Source organism: Nocardiopsis sp. iso_238 (assembly GCF_056173325.1).
The window spans coordinates 1521703-1538039 of sequence record NZ_CM149668.1; the positions used below are offsets into that span (position 1 = coordinate 1521703).

Consider the following 16337-nt stretch of genomic DNA (forward strand, 5'->3'; position numbering starts at 1 on the left):
TCCGGTTTCTGACCCGCCTGGGACAGCCCGGTGGTGAAGCCGGTCCGGTTTTTCGCTTAGTCTGGCGGAGAGCGACGCACAGATCGCCCCGTTCGTGGCTGGCCGGTCGCGAACGAACACGGGAGTCGAGTCCTTCCGTCCGTTCGGCGCCGAGTACGCCCGGAACGGGGCGGCCTTAGTTTTGAGGAGTGGCTGGGTGGCACGCATCGGCGACGGCGGGGACCTGCTGAAGTGCTCATTCTGCGGTAAGAGCCAGAAGCAGGTGAAGAAGCTCATCGCTGGCCCCGGCGTCTACATCTGCGATGAGTGCATCGATCTGTGCAACGAGATCATCGAAGAGGAACTCGCCGACGCCACCGAGCTCACGTGGGACTCGCTTCCCAAGCCCCGGGAGATCTTCGACTTCCTGGACTCGTACGTGATCGGTCAGGAGCAGGCGAAGAAGGCCCTCTCCGTAGCGGTGTACAACCACTACAAGAGAGTGCGCTCGGAGACCGACCGTCCCGGTGACGAGGACGTCGAGATCGCCAAGTCGAACATCCTCCTGCTGGGGCCGACCGGTTCGGGCAAGACCCTGCTGGCGCAGACCCTGGCCAAGATCCTCAACGTCCCCTTCGCCATCGCGGACGCGACCGCCCTCACCGAGGCGGGCTACGTGGGCGAGGACGTCGAGAACATCCTGCTGAAGCTGATCCAGGCCGCTGACTACGACGTCAAGAAGGCCGAGACCGGCATCATCTACATCGACGAGGTCGACAAGGTCGCCCGCAAGAGCGAGAACCCGTCGATCACGCGCGACGTCTCCGGTGAGGGCGTCCAGCAGGCGCTGCTGAAGATCCTGGAGGGGACCACCGCGAGCGTGCCCCCGCAGGGCGGCCGCAAGCACCCGCACCAGGAGTTCATCCAGATCGACACCACCAACGTGCTGTTCATCTGCGGTGGCGCCTTCGCGGGGCTGGAGAAGATCATCGAGTCCCGCACCGGGCAGCAGGGCATGGGCTTCAACGCCGTGCTGCGGCCCAAGAGCGAGATGGCCGGGACCGCGCTGTTCGGTGAGGTCATGCCGGAGGACCTGCTCAAGTTCGGGATGATCCCGGAGTTCATCGGCCGTCTGCCGGTGATCACCAGCGTGCACAACCTGGACAAGGTCGCGCTGATCCAGATCCTCACCGAGCCCCGCAACGCCCTGGTGAAGCAGTACCAGCGGCTGTTCGAGCTGGACAACGTCGAGCTGGAGTTCACCCAGGACGCCCTGGAGGCCATCGCGGAGCAGGGCATCATCCGGGGGACCGGTGCCCGTGGTCTGCGCGCCATCATCGAGGAGGTCCTGCTCTCGGTGATGTACGAGGTGCCCAGCCGGGAGGACGTCGGCCAGGTGATCATCACCCGCGAGTCGGTGGAGCAGCACGTGAACCCGACGATCGTGCCGCGCGCCCAGCTGGAGGCGGACGAGGACGGCCGCCAGGAGAAGTCGGCCTGACCGGCGGCCCGGCCGCTCGTTTGAGCGGCTGAGGCCGCGCGACAGGGCCGCTGAGAGCTCAGGGGCGCCTTCCCCACGGGGAGGGCGCCCCTTCTCGTGTCCCGGCGGCACCGGACGCCGTCCGGCGCCGCACGGTCACTCCCCGCCTTCGAGGACCCCCTCCATGCGGGCGATCTCGGTGTTCTGCTCGGCGATGAGGTCGTTGGCCATCCGCAGGACCTCCTGGTCCCTGCCCTCGGCCATGGCCTCCTCCGCCATGGTGACCGCGCCCTCGTGGTGGGCGGTCATGAGTTCCACGAAGAGCTGGTCGAACGCGTCGCCGTCGGCGTCGGCCAGGCGGCCCATGTCCTCGTCGGAGACCATGCCCTCCATGTCGTCGTGGTCGACCTGGAGATCGCAGGCGACCACGTCGTCGTCGCTGGAGTGGTGGGTGCCGTCGCCCTCCAGGCCGCAGAAGTTCTGGTGGGCCGGGTTCTCCCGGGCGGGGCCGAAGACGTTCACCTCCAGCCAGCTCTCCATGGCGGTGATCTCGGGGCCCTGGGCGGCTGCGATGCGGTCCGCGATGCGCTCGATGCCGTCGCGCTCGTAGCGGTCCGCGACCAGGTCGGTCATCTCCAGGGCCTGGCGGTGGTGCTCGATCATCTTCACCAGGTAGGTGACGTCGGCTTCGTTGTGTCCCTGTTCCTCGGCCAGGGCGGCGATCTGGTCGGCGGTGGCGGGCGTCGAGGCCTCGCCGGGTGCGCCGGGGGCGATGACGTTGGCGGACTGTTGCGCCTCGTCACCGGAACAGGCCGAGACTCCGAGCAGCACGAGGGCGGTTCCGGCTGCGAGTGCCAGGCGACGCACGAGGTCTCCTCCAGGGGTGGGGGTCGGTGGGCCGGTTGCCCATCGGCGTCGGCTGACCCGACGTCCTGCGGGTTTTCTACTCACTCGAAGGGTGTTTTGTCCAGTGTCGGGGCTGTGTCGTCGGGGCCGTGTCCCTTTCGCGAGGCTCCCCGAGGTGCCCGTTCGCGGCGTTTCGTCTGGCTTGTACACGCAGAGGGGAGTACAACCCATTGTAGTCGAATGACTTCTTTGGGTGGTTTCGGGGGTGGGTCGTATGGCTTCGGCAACGGGACGGCGTCACGGGGCGGTCGCGCTCGCCGTGGTCGCGGCGGCCGGTCTCACGGTTCCGGGCGCCAGCGCGGACGACGGCGTGACCACCGGCGGGGGAGTGGAGCACCTGGCCAACGTGCCCAAACCCGAGGCGCTGAACGGGACGCCCAACTCGGACCTCGCCTTCACCGGTGACTACGCGATCGGCGGCAACTACAACGGTTTCGTCGTCTACGACATCTCCGAACCGGAGTCGCCCGCCATCGTCTCCGAGGTGGTGTGTCCCGGCGGCCAGGGCGACGTCTCCGTCAGCGGCGACCTGCTGTACTTCTCGGTGGACTACCCCCGGGCCAACGACGAGTGCGGGGCCCCGTCCGTCCCGGCCACCGACGCGGACGGCTTCGAGGGGCTGCGGATCTTCGACATCTCGGACAAGGCGAACCCGCAGTACGTGGCGGCCGTGGCCACCGACTGCGGTTCGCACACCAACACCCTGGTACCGGGCGCGGACGGGCGCAGCGACGTGGTGTACGTGTCCTCGTACTCGCCCTCGGAGGCCTTCCCGAACTGCCAGCCGCCGCACGACAAGATCGGCGTCATCGAGGTACCGCACGAGGCCCCGGAGAAGGCCGCGCTGGTCAACGAGCCGGTGTTGTTCCCGGACGGGGGTCACAGCACCACCACGGGCTGCCACGACATCACCGCCTACCCGGCACGGGGCCTGGCGGCCGCGGCCTGCCTGGGCGACGGCCTGCTGCTGGACATCACGGACCCGCTCCGGCCGGAGGTGGTGGAGCGCGTCCAGGACGAGAACTTCGCCTTCTGGCACTCCGCGACCTTCACCAACGACGCGCGGAACGTGGTCTTCACCGACGAACTCGGCTCGGGTTCCGCCGCGACCTGCAACGAGAGGATCGGTCCGGAGCGCGGGGCCAACGCCGTGCACTCGTTGGACACGTCGGGGGAGAGCCCTGAACTGGAATTTCGGAGTTACTACAAATTGCCCCGCCATCAGACCGATACCGAGAACTGTGTGGCGCACAACGGTTCGCTGATCCCGGTCCCGGGTGAGGACTACTTCGTGCAGTCCTGGTACCAGGGCGGAGTGTCGGTCATCGACCTCACCGACCCCGACCAGCCCGTCGAGGTGGGCCACTTCGACCGGGGCCCGCTCGACCCCGGGCAGCTGCGTACGGCCGGGTCCTGGTCCGCGTACTACTACAACGGGCACGTCTACTCGTCCGACATGGAGCGGGGTCTGGACGTCCTCAGGCTCACCGACCCCCGGTTCGCGGGGGCGGAGTCCGCGGTGCTGGACGAGTTCAACCCGCAGTCGCAGCCGGAGCTCCCGAACGGATGACGGACCGGGTGCGGCGGCGGTGGCCGCCGCACCCGGAACCGGCCCGGTCTGGACACGGTGCGTAGGGGGATCGGGTCGGCTCGACACGGTGTAAACAACCATGTTTCTTTTGTTTCCCTCTATACATATTGATGTTGAACTGTGTACGTTCTTCCTGTTTCGCTCCATTAGGAATCAGGAGTACGCATGGCGTCGTCCCCCGTCCCCCCACGCCCAGGACGCCCGCGGTTCCGTCGCGGCTCCACGGGTCTCGCTCTGGCCGGTGCCACCGCCCTGACCTTGGGCCTCCTCGGCCCCGCCGCCGCATCGGCGGACCAGATCCCCTTCGAGAGCGACGCCGAGACCAGCGCGAACGTCACTCACGTGACCAACGTCCCGAAGTCCGAGGCCATGGGTGACTACAACACCGACCTGGCCTTCACCGGTGACTACGCGATCGGCGGCAACTACAACGGTTTCGTCGTCTACGACATCTCCGAACCGGAGTCCCCGACGGTCGTCTCCGAGGTGCTGTGCCCCGGCGGTCAGGGCGACGTCTCCGTCAGCGGCGACCTCCTGTACTTCTCCGTGGACTACCCCCGCGCCAACGACGAGTGCGGCGCCCCCTCCGTCCCCACCACGGACCCGAACGGCTTCGAGGGCATCCGCGTCTTCGACATCTCGGACAAGGCCAACCCCGCCTACGTCGCCGCCGTGGCCACCGACTGCGGCTCGCACACCAACACCCTGGTGCCCGGCAAGGACGGCGAGCACGACTACGTGTACGTGTCCTCGTACTCGCCCTCGGCCAACTTCCCCAACTGCCAGCCGCCGCACGACAAGATCTCGGTGATCGAGATCCCCGTGGACAACCCCTCCGAGGCCGCGCTGGTCAACGAGCCGGTGCTGTTCCCGGACGGCGGCAACCGCAGCACCACCGGCTGCCACGACATCACCGCGTACCCGGAGCTCGACCTCGCCGCCGGGGCCTGCATGGGCGACGGCATCCTGATGGACATCTCCGACCCCGCCCACCCGGTGGTCACCGACGTCGTCCAGGACGACAACTTCGCCTTCTGGCACTCCGCGACCTTCACCAACGACGCGGGCACCGTGATCTTCACCGACGAGCTCGGCGGCGGTGGCGGAGCCATCTGCACCGAGGACTACGGGGTGGAACGCGGCGCCAACGCCATCTACACCGTCGGCGGCGAGGACGGGGCTCCGGAGCTCGACTTCGAGAGCTACTACAAGATCCCGCGCACCCAGAGCGACACCGAGAACTGCGTGGCGCACAACGGATCGCTGATCCCGGTCCCGGGCCAGGACTTCTTCGTGCAGTCGTGGTACCAGGGCGGCGTCTCGGTGATCGACTTCAACGACCCGACCGCCCCCCGCGAGATCGGCTACTTCGACCGGGCCCCGATCGACGAGGACACCCTCGTCCTGGGCGGCTCGTGGTCCGCGTACTACTACAACGGCTACGTCTACTCCTCCGACATCACCCGAGGCCTTGACGTGATCCGACTCGACGACCCGCGCCTGCGCTCCGCCGCGCGCGTCACCTACGACGAGTTCAACCCGCAGTCGCAGCCGAGCTACCGACCGGGCCGCTGACGCGCGCCACGACCTCTCCCGGTGGCTCCTCCTGGGGAGTCAGGGCAAACGGGAGAGAACGGGGCCGTGGCCCGACGGCCACGGCCCCGCCGCGTCCCGCCCCCTCAGCCCCCCGTCCCCCCAACCGATCTGGAGAAACCATGCCCGCAGCTCCCCCGTCACGGGCCGGTCGCGGCCTGCGCGGCGCGACGGCCGTCGCGCTGACCGCGGCGGCGACCCTGTTCGCCGGGCTCCTCGGCCCGGCGGCGGCGTACGCCGACACCCCGCCCTCCGACAGCGTCACCAGTGACAACGTCGAGCACCTGGCCAACGTCCCCAAGCCGGAGGCGGTCAGCAACACCAACTCGGACCTGGCCTTCACCGGCGACTACGTCATCGGTGGCAACTACGACGGCTTCGTGATCTACGACGTCGCGGACCCCGCCGACCCGAAGATCGTCTCCGAGGTGCTGTGCCCCGGCGGCCAGGGCGACGTCTCCGTCAGCGGTGACCTCCTGTACTTCGCGGTGGACTACCCCCGAGCGAACGACGAGTGCGGCGCCCCCTCGGTGCCGGTCACCGACCCGAACGGGTTCGAGGGCGTCCGGATCTTCGACATCTCGGACAAGGCCAACCCGCAGTACGTCTCGGCCGTGCGCACCGACTGCGGTTCGCACACCCTGACCCTCGTACCCGGCGCGGACCCCTCGACCGAGCTGGTCTACGTCTCGTCCTACGCGCCCTCGTCCACGTTCCCGAACTGCCAGCCGCCGCACGACAAGATCGCCGTCATCGAGGTCCCGCTGGACGACCCGGGGTCGGCCGCGATCGTCAACGAGCCGGTGCTGTTCCCGGACGGCGGCAACCACGACCAGCCCGGTCTGCTCCGACCCACCGAGGGCTGCCACGACATCACGGTCTACCCGTCCAAGGACCTCGCCGCCGGCGCCTGCATGGGTGACGGCATCATCATGGACATCTCCGACCCGGCTGACCCGGTCGTGACCGAGGTGGTCCAGGACGAGAACTTCGCGTTCTGGCACTCCGCGACCTTCACCAACAACGCCGAGGCCGTCCTGTTCACCGACGAGCTCGGCGGCGGCGGCGCGGCCACCTGCACCGAGGAGATCGGTCCCGAGCGGGGCGCCAACGCGATCTACGCCCTGGACGAGACCGCTGACGGCGGGCACAGCCTGGAGTTCGCGAGCTACTTCAAGATCGACCGCCACCAGGGCGACCAGCAGTCCTGTGTCGCGCACAACGGGTCGCTCATCCCCGTTCCGGGGAAGAACTACTTCGTGCAGTCCTGGTACCAGGGCGGCATCTCGATCATCGACTTCAACGACCTCAGCAACCCCCGCGAGATCGGCTACTTCGACCCCGACGACCGGATCGACCCCGACATCGAGAACGGCAGCACCTGGTCCGCGTACTACTACAACGGCCACGTCTACTCCTCGGACATGCGCCGCGGCCTGGACGTCCTCAAGCTCACCGACCCGCGTCTGCGCGCGGCCGAGCGGGTGACCTACGAGGAGTTCAACCCGCAGACCCAGCCGGTCTACCGCCCCGGGCGGTAACCGGCCACGACGCACCGGGGTGCCGCGCGAGCCACGCGCGGCACCCCCGCGTGCTGTCACCCACCCCCGAACCCCCACCAGGAAAGGCCGACCCATGCGCTCCTCCACGCGCCGTGTCGCCGCACTAGCGACGGCAGCGGCCGCGACGCTGTTCGCCGGGCTCCTCGGCCCGGCGTCCGCGTACGCCGACACCCCGCCCTCGGACCAGATCTCCAGCGACAACGTCGAGCACGTCGCGAACGTCCCCAAGCCCGACGCGATCAGCAACACCAACTCGGACCTGGCCTTCACCGGCGACTACGCCATCGGCGGCAACTACGACGGCTTCGTCATCTACGACATCTCCGAGCCCGAGGACCCGACGATCGTCTCCGAGGTCCTGTGCCCCGGCGGTCAGGGCGACGTGGCGGTCAGCGGTGACCTGCTGTACTTCGCCGTGGACTACCCCCGGGCCAACGACGAGTGCGGCGCCCCCTCCGTGCCGGTCACCGACCCCGACGGGTTCGAGGGCGTCCGGATCTTCGACATCTCGGACAAGGCCAACCCGCAGTACGTCTCCGCGGTCCGCACCGACTGCGGGTCGCACACCCTCACCCTCGTGCCCGGGGACGAGGAGCGCGAGTTCGTGTACGTGTCCTCGTACTCGCCCTCGGCCAGCTTCCCGAACTGCCAGCCGCCGCACGACAAGATCGGCGTCATCGAGGTGCCGCTCGACGCACCTGGGGAGGCGTCCCTGGTCAACGAGCCGGTGCTGTTCCCGGACGGCGGCCACCGCACGACCACCGGCTGCCACGACATCACGGTCTTCCCGTCCAAGGACATCGCCGCCGGCGCCTGCATGGGTGACGGCATCCTGATGGACATCTCGGACCCGGCCGCCCCGGTGGTCACCGAGGTGGTCCAGGACGAGAACTTCGCGTTCTGGCACTCCGCGACCTTCACCAACGACGCCCGGACGGTGCTGTTCACCGACGAGCTCGGCGGCGGGGGAGCGCCCACGTGCACCGAGGAGATCGGTCCCGAGCGCGGCGCGAACGCCATCTACACGCTCGACGGTGAGGGCGCCGACTCCTCGCTGGAGTTCGCGAGCTACTTCAAGATCGACCGCCACCAGGGCGACCAGGTGTGCGTGGCGCACAACGGCTCGCTCATCCCGGTCCCCGGACAGGACTACTTCGTGCAGTCCTGGTACCAGGGCGGCATCTCGGTGATCGACTTCAACGACCCGACCAACCCGCGCGAGATCGGCTACTTCGACGCCGACGACCGGATCGACCCCGACGTCCAGAACAACGACACGTGGTCGACGTACTACTACAACGGCTACGTGTACTCGTCCGACATCGACCGTGGCCTGGACGTCCTCAAGCTCACCGACCCGCGCCTGCGCGCGGCGGAGCGCGTCACCTATGAGGAGTTCAACCCGCAGACCCAGCCGGTCTTCCGCCCCGGCAGGTAGATGGGCGGTGATCGTGTGCGGGGCCGGGGGCAGGTTCCCCGGCCCCGCCTCAGTCGAAGAGGTCCTCCGGCCGGTCCACTGTGACGGCTGCGGGGACCCACTTCCGCAGGGTCGTCAGGTCGGTGCAGTCATTGACTCGTTTCCGTACGTCGTCGGAGACGGTGAATCCGCGTGCCTCCAAGACGGAGACGACGCTGCGTGCCGCCTGGGCGGCCCGGCCCTCCTCGCGTCCTTCCTCGCGGCCGATGCCGACGTACTTGCGGGCGAAGTCGCTCTGCCACTCATAGGTCTCCACAGCCATCAAGCCCTCCATTCCTTGACCCGCGCCTGCGCGCGGCCGAGCGAGCACCTACCCCCCGGCCCAGGTCAGTCGAAGAGGTCCTCCGGCCGGTCCACTGTGACGGTCAGGGGGACCCACTCTTCCAGGGTCGTCAGGTCGGTGCAGGTCCCGATGCGCCTGCGTACCTCGTCCGAGACGGTGAATCCGCGTGCCTCCAAGACGGAGATGACGCTGCGTGCCGCCTGGGCGGCCCGGCCTTCCTCGCGCCCCTCTTCCCGCCCCTCCTCGCGTCCCTCTTCGCGTCCCTCTTCGCGGCCGATGCCGACGTACTTGCGGGCGAAGTCGCTCTGCCACTCGTAGGTCTCCACAGCCATCAAGCCCTCCAGCTCCTCCCGAGCGGCCTCGTTGAGGCCGGACAGCACATAGTCATAGTAGAACGCCCGATTTCGCTCGGGGGTGGAATCCAGGGCCTCCACCACGGCACGCAGGGTGCGCGGATCCGAGTTCCCGTGCGCGTGGGCGGACAGGACGGCCAGCTCCGGAAGCTCACGAGCCTGTTCGTCACGCGCGATCACCGGCATCCTGCTCGGACCGATGGTCAGCGGGGCGAGGTCGAATCCGGGGTGCCCGGTGCGGATCGGGGCGGCGCACCAGCTCGCCAGGGAGTCCGTGGGACACAGCACCACCAGCAGCGTCGGGCACTCCAGTCGTGTGTGGAGGTTGACCAGATAGGCGGGCCAGGTCAGGCGTTTCTCCTTGTCACGGCCGTTCTGGCGCTCGACCACCACCGCCATGACGTTCCGAGGCCCGTCACGAAGGAGGACCGCGCCGTCGGCGTTGAGCTCCCTGGGATCGCAGTTGGTCAGGGCCGTGTTGGTGTTGACCACCTCGGTGTGGCGGGGGATCTCGAAACCCAGGGCCCGCACCAGTACAGGCGCCAGCGCGGGTTGGTTCTGCACGAGCCGCAGGGGGATCTCGTGCTCTCGTGTGGGCATACGGCTCCTCGGAGTTGAGGGTCCGAAGCGCGTGACGAATCACGGCATGGGACGACCAGGGGTGACCAAGGACGATGCTGCCGTGATGGGGGGTTATGCGGGACGCGGGTCGAAGAGGCGGTCGGTGGGGGCGTCCAGGACCTCCAGCACGCGGCCGGTGAAGTAGACCGTGCCCAGGGCCAGGACGCGTCGGCCCAGGGCGGTGACCGAGGTGGGGGAGAGGTCCTCGGCGCGGACGCGGTTCCAGTGGGCGGGGAGGGCGTGCTCGAAGCGCAGGTGCTCCTCGGGCAGGCGCACGGCGGTCACCCGGACGCCCCGGAGGGCGTCGACCGCTCCGGACACGTCCTTGTGGTCGGGCAGGCACAGCAGGACGTGGTCCACGCCGCCCCACAGGTCGCGGGCGTGCGACAGCGCGGCGGTCACGCCGACGCGGTCGATGGCGGAGTCCACCACGACCTCGGTGGTCGAGCCGGGCACGGTGTGCCTCGAAAGCCGCGCGGGCAGGTTCACGGTCCCCAGCACCTCGTGGAGACGGGCGGGGGGAGCGGGCGGCGTGTCCAGCAGGTCGAGCATGCGGGTGGCGGCGGCGGTGCCCAGCACGCCGTTGGCCGCGGACAGGCCCCGGGGGCGCAGGTGCGCGGGCGGTTCGGTCACGGTGGTCGGGTCCACGACCTCGGGGGAGAGCCGTCCCCGGGTCACCTCGGTGAGGGTCCGGGTCACGGCGGGGGCCGCCTCGGGGCCCTGGGGCAGCGTCACCAGGGCCCTGGTGCGTTCCGGGTGGACCACGAGGGTCTTCTCACGCGCGATCTCCGCCACGGTGTCACCGAGGACCCCCACGTGCTCCGCGAAGATCATGCCCAGCGCCACCACCTCCGGGCCCAGCAGGCGGAGTTCGTCGCGGTGCCCTCCCATCCCCGCCTCCAGGACGCAGACGTCGGCGCCGACCGCCTGGGCGCGCAGCAGCCCGGCCACCAGGAACAGTCCGCTCGGCGCCAGATACCCCTCGTGGTCGGGCAGGGTCCGCCGGGCGTCCTCCACGGTGCGGCCGAGGTCGCGGAGTTCGTCGTCGGTCACGGACACGCCGTCCACCCGGACCCGTTCGCGGTAGCCCCGGAAGCTCGGGCCCGTCACCAGGACGGTCCGCAGCCCGGCGGCGGACAGCGTCGCCGCCGCGTAGGTGGCCGTGCTGCCCTTGCCCTTGGACCCCACCACCCCGAGCACGGGAACCGGAGACAGGTCCAGCGTGGAGAGGAGCGCGGACGCGCGGTCCAGGCCGCGCGCCTGTCCTGGGCGGCGTCCCGCCCACTCGGAGAAGAACGGTTCGACGATCGGGTCAGGGCTGGGCATGCCCCCAAGTATGGTCCCCGAACGCCCGACCCCGCATCCGAGCCCAGGTGGGGCCGCGTACACTGGCGCGGGTGTACACCCCGACCACCGAGACGCCGTGAGTGGCGCGGGCGCCCATGAGCGCTACGCCGAGGTCACCGCGGAGATTCTCTCCCGCGCGCCCGAATCCGACATCGACCCCACCCTGGACCGTGTCCGCGCCGTCCTGGACCTGTTGGGTGACCCGCACCGCAACTTCCGGGTCGTCCACGTCACCGGGACCAACGGCAAGACGTCCACCGCCCGGATGATCGACGCGCTGGTGCGCGGCCGGGGCCTGCGGGTGGGCCGCTACACCAGCCCCCACCTGCGGACGGTGCGCGAGCGCATCGTCGTGGACGGGGAGCCGATCTCCCAGGAGCAGTTCGTCGAGGCCTACGACGACATCCGGCCGTTCCTGGAGATGGCCGACTCGATGCACGACGTCCGGCTGTCGTTCTTCGAGATCCTCACCGTGATGGCCTACGCCGTGTTCGCCGACGCCCCCGTGGACGTCGCCGTGGTGGAGGTCGGCATGGGCGGCAGCTGGGACGCGACCAACGTCGTCGACGGGGACGTGGCCGTGGTCACGCCGATCGGCATCGACCACACGGACTACCTGCCCGACACCCTCGACGGCATCGCCGAGGAGAAGGCCGGGATCATCAAGCCGGGGTCGGTCACCGTCATGGCGCAGCAGCCGGTGCCCGCAGCCGAGGTCCTGCTCCGGCACGCCGCCGAGGTCGGGTCCACGGTGGCCAGGGAGGGACTGGAGTTCGGGGTGACCTCCCGCGAGGTGGCCGTCGGCGGCCAGCAGGTCGCCGTCAAGGGCCTCACGGGCACCTACGACAACCTCTTCGTGCCGCTCTTCGGGGAACACCAGGCCAGCAACGCGGCGGTCGCCATCGCGGCCGTCGAGGCCTTCTCCGCCTCCGAGGACGCGGCCGGACTCGACCCCGTGATCGTCGGGGAGGCCCTGGCCGGGATCGACTCCCCGGGCCGTATGGAGGTCGTGCGCACCAGCCCGACCGTCATCGCGGACGCCGCGCACAACCCGGCCGGGATGATCGCCACGGCGGCGGCCGTGGAGGAGGCGTTCTCCTTCTCCAGGCTGGTCGGCGTGGTCGCCATCATGGCCGACAAGGACGTCGAGGGCGTCCTGGAGCCCTTGGAACCGCTGCTCGACGAGATCGTGGTCACCCGCAACTCCTCGCCCCGGTCCCTCGACCCCGCACAGCTGGCCGACATCGCCCGGCAGGTCTTCGGTGAGGACCGCGTGCACCTGGCCGCACGGCTCGACGACGCCATCGACCAGGCCGTGGGCCTGGCCGAGTCGGGCGGCGAGTTCGGCGGAACCGGTGTGCTGGTCACCGGATCGGTGGTCACCTCGGGTGACGCCGTCCACCTGCTGCGCGGTTCCGGCGACCAGTAACCAGACGAAGGGAGAACGCCGTGCGCACACTCTGCGCCGTAGTCCTCGTGTTCGAGGCCATCGTGATCGGCCTGGCGATCCCCATCGCCATCAACCTGGAGGGCGCCGACCCCGCCGTGGCGGGCGGTCTCTGGGGCGGCATGGCCCTGGCCGCGCTGCTGCTGTCCGGGCTCCAGAAGCACACCTGGGCGCACTACGCGTCGTGGGTGCTCCAGGCCGGTTTCCTGTTCAGCTCCTTCATGGTCACCGGTGCGCCCCTGGTCGCGATCGTCTTCGTGTCCCTGTGGGTCGTCGGCGTGATCATGGGCCGCAGGGTCGACGTGATCCGCGCCGCCCACGAGGAGCGGGCCGAGCAGGAGGAGGGCGCGGGGGTCGGCGGGGCCTAGGTTCCGTTCGGGCTCTCCCACCGCGCTCCATGGGCAAACGCGATAGTGTGACGCACGTCCGGGCAGACGAACGGCCCCGCCGTCCCCCTGTCTCGTCCCCGAGCCCCGGTCACACACCCGTTCACCCCACCGCGTGCGCTCGCCACCGCGGGCCCAGGCCCCCGCGTGCCGCGCGGGGGTCCCCAGTGAGGAGTTGAAACGCACGTGGAGCGCACTCTCGTTCTCATCAAGCCCGACGGTGTCCGCCGCAACATCGTCGGTGAGGTCATCTCGCGCATCGAGCGCAAGGGCCTTAACCTGGTCGCGATGGAGCTGCGCACGCTCGACGCGGACACCGCCAAGACGCACTACGAGGAGCACGCCTCGCGTCCGTTCTTCGACTCGCTGGTCGAGTTCATCACCGGTGGTCCGCTGGTCGCCATGGTGGTCGAGGGCGAGCGCGCCATCGAGGCCTTCCGTGCCCTCGCCGGCGCCACCGACCCGGTGACCGCCACGCCCGGGACCATCCGCGGTGACTTCGCCCTCGAGGTGCAGAAGAACATCGTCCACGGCTCGGACTCCACCTACTCGGCGGAGCGCGAGATCAAGCTGTTCTTCCCCGACCTGTAGGGGAATCCGGCCCGCGAGGCCTAGTCTTGGTGCCCTGGGGTGCGTACGCGCCCCGGGGCACCTCTCTTTTCTCACCCTTGTCCGGTGACGAGGCAACAATTCGGTGTGTTTGCGTAACGGACTAAGTGCTGACCGTTACGATGCGGGGGACTGGATACCTAACGTGCCGGAACGACCACGTATGGTCGTGACGCACGTCCCCGCCCGACACGGCGCCTCTGAGGACGTTACATGCCCAACAACCTTGCATTTCTCGGCCGGGACATGGCCGTAGACCTTGGTACCGCCAACACACTCGTGTACGTACGCGGACGCGGCATCGTCCTGAACGAGCCGTCGGTGGTCGCGCTCAACACCTCGACCGGCAAGATCGTGGCGGTCGGTATCGAGGCCAAGCAGATGATCGGCCGCACGCCGACCAACATCACCGCCATCCGCCCGCTCAAGGACGGCGTCATCGCCGACTTCGAGGTCACCGAGCGCATGCTGCGGTACTTCATCCAGAAGATCCACCGCCGCCGCCACTTCGCCAAGCCCCGCATCATCGTCGCGGTCCCGAGCGGCATCACCTCGGTCGAGCACCGCGCGGTCAAGGAGGCGGGCTACCAGGCCGGGGCGCGCCGCGTGTACATCATCGAGGAGCCCATGGCGGCGGCGATCGGCGCCGGGCTCCCGGTCCACGAGCCCACCGGCAACATGGTCGTCGACATCGGCGGCGGCACCACCGAGGTCGCCGTCATCTCCATGGGCGGCATCGTCACCTCCCAGTCCATCCGGGTGGGCGGCGACGAACTCGACCAGGCGATCATGACCTTCATCAAGAAGGAGTACTCCCTGATGATCGGGGAGCGCACCGCCGAGGAGCTCAAACTGGCCATCGGCTCCGCCTACCCCACGGGCGCGGAGGAGCTGCACGCCGAGGTCCGGGGACGCGACCTCATCAGCGGCCTGCCCAAGACCATCGTCCTGTCCGAGTCCGACGTGCGCCAGGCCATCGAGGAACCGGTCACCGCGATCATCGACGCGGTCCGCACCAGCCTCGACAAGTGCCCGCCCGAGCTGTCCGGCGACATCATGGACCGGGGCGTGGCGGTCACCGGCGGCGGCGCCCTGCTGCGCGGCCTCGACGACCGCCTCCTGCACGAGACCGGCATGCCCATCCACGTGGCCGACAACGCGCTCGACTCCGTCGCGGTGGGCTCGGGCACCTGCGTGGAGAACTACGAACGCCTCCACCAGGTCCTCGTACCGGAACGGCGGCGCTGACATGCTCCGCGACTCCACGCGGTCCCGGCTGTTCCTCGCCGTGCTCGTCGTGGCGGCCGTGGCCCTGATGGTGCTGGACGCGCGGTCCGGGAGCAACCCCGTCACCTCGGTCGCCCGGGGCGGCGGCGAACTGGTCTTCGCGCCGGCCGCCGCCGGGGTGGGCCTCATCGCCGGCCCCGCCGCCACGCTCTACGAGGGCGTCAGCCAGGGACCGAAGGCGGCCGCCCGGATCACCGAGCTGGAGGCCGCCAACGCCGAACTGGAGTCGGACCTCCAGGCGGCCCGGCTCGACGACGGCCGTTCGGACCAGCTCGACGAGCTCCTGCACCTGTCCGGTCTGGGCGGCTACGAGATCGTCCCGGCCCAGGCGGTCACCCGCACCACCGCGCAGGGCTACGCGCACACCGTCACCATCGACGCGGGCACCGACTCCGGGATCCGCCCCGACATGACGGTGGTCAGCGGCGCCGGACTGGTCGGGCGTGTGATCGAGGCCGGGCCCCGGCTCGCCACCGTCAAGCTCGCCACCGACGTCAACTCCACGGTCGGCGCGCGGCTCGAACAGACCCGCAAGATCGGCGCGATCAGCGGCGGCAGCGTCCCGGGCGGCCCCGAGGCCGATCTCACCCTGGAGCTGTTCGACATGGAGGCCCCCATCGACGAGGGGGACCGCGTGGTCACGCTCGGCTCGCACGACGGCGCGCCGTTCGTCCCGGGGGTGCCCATCGGCACCGTCGACGAGGTCCACGTGGCGCCGGGGGCGCTGAGCCGGATCGCCCGCATCACCCCGGCCGTGGACTTCGCGTCCCTGGACATGGTGGGCGTGGTCGTCTCCGGTCCCGCCGAGGACCCGCGTGACTCCGTGCTCCCGCCCAAACCCGATCCCAAGGGGGACCAATGAGGGCCGCAGCGACCCTGCTCATGGTGACCGTCGCGGTGCTCGCCCAGGCCGCCATCGTCAACCGGCTGCCCTTCGAGTGGGGCCCGGACCTCGTCCTCGCCGCCGTGGTCGCCGTGGCGCTGACCACCAACCCGGCCGCCGCCGCCGGATGCGGGTTCGCGGCCGGGCTGGCCATGGACGTCCTGCCCCCGGCCGAACACCCGATGGGCCGCTACGCCCTGGTGCTGTGCCTGGCCGCCTACCTCGTCTCGCTGCTGCGCGCCAACACCGGCCTGGGCGGCGCGGTGGGCAACACGGTCTCCGCGTGGACCGCGCTGGGCATCACCGCCGTCACGGCGGTGGGGGTGGGCCTGAGCTACGCGGCGATCGGCTTCCTGATGGGTGACGCCAACGTCACCCTCGGGGCGGTCGGCGTCCAGGTCGGTGTCGGCGCCCTGCTGACCACCCTGTTCGCGGCCGTGGTCACCCTGCCGATCCTGTGGATACGCACCTCGCTCGCGGAGAGCGACTTCGCCACCATCCAGGGGCCGACCTCTCTGGGAGGGTGGTGACCC

Annotated in this window: 15 protein-coding genes; 11 read left to right on the top strand and 4 right to left on the bottom strand. The window is 69.7% G+C overall.

From position 1 onward, the window contains the following. The first annotated feature begins 196 nt into the window (after window positions 1-196). Entirely contained in the window at window positions 197-1480 is a 1284-nt protein-coding gene (clpX, locus tag AC0VYL_RS06805; protein ID WP_475460420.1) for an ATP-dependent Clp protease ATP-binding subunit ClpX, read from the top strand. A 135-nt stretch (window positions 1481-1615) separates the two neighbouring features. Here the strand turns inward: clpX and AC0VYL_RS06810 are convergent, their stop codons facing one another. Beyond that, entirely contained in the window at window positions 1616-2326 is a 711-nt protein-coding gene (locus tag AC0VYL_RS06810; RefSeq protein ID WP_475460422.1) for a DUF305 domain-containing protein, read from the bottom strand. Between the two features lie 253 nt (window positions 2327-2579). Here AC0VYL_RS06810 and AC0VYL_RS06815 point away from each other — a divergent pair, with 253 nt between their 5' ends. The 4 genes from AC0VYL_RS06815 (at window position 2580) to AC0VYL_RS06830 (ending at window position 8549) form a co-directional block, all read left to right on the top strand. Further along, entirely contained in the window at window positions 2580-3935 is a 1356-nt protein-coding gene (locus AC0VYL_RS06815; RefSeq protein WP_475482622.1) for an LVIVD repeat-containing protein, read from the top strand. A 186-nt stretch (window positions 3936-4121) separates the two neighbouring features. Further along, window positions 4122-5531: an LVIVD repeat-containing protein gene (locus AC0VYL_RS06820; RefSeq protein ID WP_475482623.1), complete on the top strand. Its 1410-nt coding sequence runs from the start codon at window positions 4122-4124 to the stop codon at window positions 5529-5531. A 140-nt stretch (window positions 5532-5671) separates the two neighbouring features. Next, a complete protein-coding gene (locus tag AC0VYL_RS06825) occupies window positions 5672-7090 on the top strand; it encodes an LVIVD repeat-containing protein (RefSeq protein WP_475482624.1) in 1419 nt (472 codons plus the stop codon). Between the two features lie 94 nt (window positions 7091-7184). Next, entirely contained in the window at window positions 7185-8549 is a 1365-nt protein-coding gene (locus AC0VYL_RS06830) for an LVIVD repeat-containing protein (RefSeq protein ID WP_475482625.1), read from the top strand. 49 nt (window positions 8550-8598) lie between these two features. On the opposite strand, the gene AC0VYL_RS06835 is transcribed toward AC0VYL_RS06830, so the two are convergent. From AC0VYL_RS06835 to AC0VYL_RS06845, 3 genes are all read right to left on the bottom strand, one after another. Then, a complete protein-coding gene (locus AC0VYL_RS06835) occupies window positions 8599-8850 on the bottom strand; it encodes a hypothetical protein (protein WP_475482626.1) in 252 nt (83 codons plus the stop codon). Window positions 8851-8915: 65 nt separating this feature from the next. Then, window positions 8916-9824, bottom strand: coding sequence for a hypothetical protein (locus tag AC0VYL_RS06840; RefSeq protein WP_475482627.1), 909 nt, complete (start codon window positions 9822-9824; stop codon window positions 8916-8918). A 93-nt stretch (window positions 9825-9917) separates the two neighbouring features. Continuing rightward, complete coding sequence (locus tag AC0VYL_RS06845; RefSeq protein ID WP_475482628.1) at window positions 9918-11171, bottom strand: folylpolyglutamate synthase/dihydrofolate synthase family protein; 1254 nt, start codon at window positions 11169-11171, stop codon at window positions 9918-9920. 97 nt (window positions 11172-11268) lie between these two features. Between AC0VYL_RS06845 and AC0VYL_RS06850 the strand changes: the two genes are divergently transcribed. The 6 genes from AC0VYL_RS06850 (at window position 11269) to mreD (ending at window position 16334) form a co-directional block, all read left to right on the top strand. After that, a complete protein-coding gene (locus tag AC0VYL_RS06850; RefSeq protein ID WP_475482629.1) occupies window positions 11269-12621 on the top strand; it encodes a bifunctional folylpolyglutamate synthase/dihydrofolate synthase in 1353 nt (450 codons plus the stop codon). Between the two features lie 20 nt (window positions 12622-12641). Next, window positions 12642-13007, top strand: a complete 366-nt coding sequence (locus tag AC0VYL_RS06855) for a DUF4233 domain-containing protein (RefSeq protein WP_475482630.1) — start codon at window positions 12642-12644, stop codon at window positions 13005-13007. Between the two features lie 204 nt (window positions 13008-13211). Next, window positions 13212-13616: a nucleoside-diphosphate kinase gene (ndk, locus tag AC0VYL_RS06860; RefSeq protein ID WP_049565932.1), complete on the top strand. Its 405-nt coding sequence runs from the start codon at window positions 13212-13214 to the stop codon at window positions 13614-13616. A gap of 231 nt (window positions 13617-13847) precedes the next feature. Further along, complete coding sequence (locus tag AC0VYL_RS06865; RefSeq protein WP_026129377.1) at window positions 13848-14882, top strand: rod shape-determining protein; 1035 nt, start codon at window positions 13848-13850, stop codon at window positions 14880-14882. A gap of 1 nt (window position 14883) precedes the next feature. Further along, window positions 14884-15783 carry a rod shape-determining protein MreC gene (mreC, locus tag AC0VYL_RS06870; protein ID WP_475460440.1) on the top strand — a complete coding sequence of 300 codons (900 nt, stop codon included), beginning with the start codon at window positions 14884-14886 and terminating at the stop codon, window positions 15781-15783. Continuing rightward, window positions 15780-16334: a rod shape-determining protein MreD gene (gene mreD, locus AC0VYL_RS06875; RefSeq protein WP_475460442.1), complete on the top strand. Its 555-nt coding sequence runs from the start codon at window positions 15780-15782 to the stop codon at window positions 16332-16334. Before mreC ends, mreD begins: the two co-directional genes overlap by 4 nt. Window positions 16335-16337 lie beyond the last annotated feature (3 nt).

Bases quoted from the DNA above. Each gene is read 5' to 3' on its own strand.
- AC0VYL_RS06815 (WP_475482622.1), top strand. From the start codon at position 2,580: ATGGCTTCGGCAACGGGACGGCGTCACGGGGCGGTCGCGCTCGCCGTG.
- AC0VYL_RS06820 (WP_475482623.1), top strand. From the start codon at position 4,122: ATGGCGTCGTCCCCCGTCCCCCCACGCCCAGGACGCCCGCGGTTCCGT.
- AC0VYL_RS06825 (WP_475482624.1), top strand. From the start codon at position 5,672: ATGCCCGCAGCTCCCCCGTCACGGGCCGGTCGCGGCCTGCGCGGCGCG.
- AC0VYL_RS06830 (WP_475482625.1), top strand. From the start codon at position 7,185: ATGCGCTCCTCCACGCGCCGTGTCGCCGCACTAGCGACGGCAGCGGCC.
- AC0VYL_RS06835 (WP_475482626.1), bottom strand. From the start codon at position 8,850: ATGGCTGTGGAGACCTATGAGTGGCAGAGCGACTTCGCCCGCAAGTAC.
- AC0VYL_RS06840 (WP_475482627.1), bottom strand. From the start codon at position 9,824: ATGCCCACACGAGAGCACGAGATCCCCCTGCGGCTCGTGCAGAACCAA.
- AC0VYL_RS06845 (WP_475482628.1), bottom strand. From the start codon at position 11,171: ATGCCCAGCCCTGACCCGATCGTCGAACCGTTCTTCTCCGAGTGGGCG.
- AC0VYL_RS06865 (WP_026129377.1), top strand. From the start codon at position 13,848: ATGCCCAACAACCTTGCATTTCTCGGCCGGGACATGGCCGTAGACCTT.
- mreC (WP_475460440.1), top strand. From the start codon at position 14,884: ATGCTCCGCGACTCCACGCGGTCCCGGCTGTTCCTCGCCGTGCTCGTC.
- mreD (WP_475460442.1), top strand. From the start codon at position 15,780: ATGAGGGCCGCAGCGACCCTGCTCATGGTGACCGTCGCGGTGCTCGCC.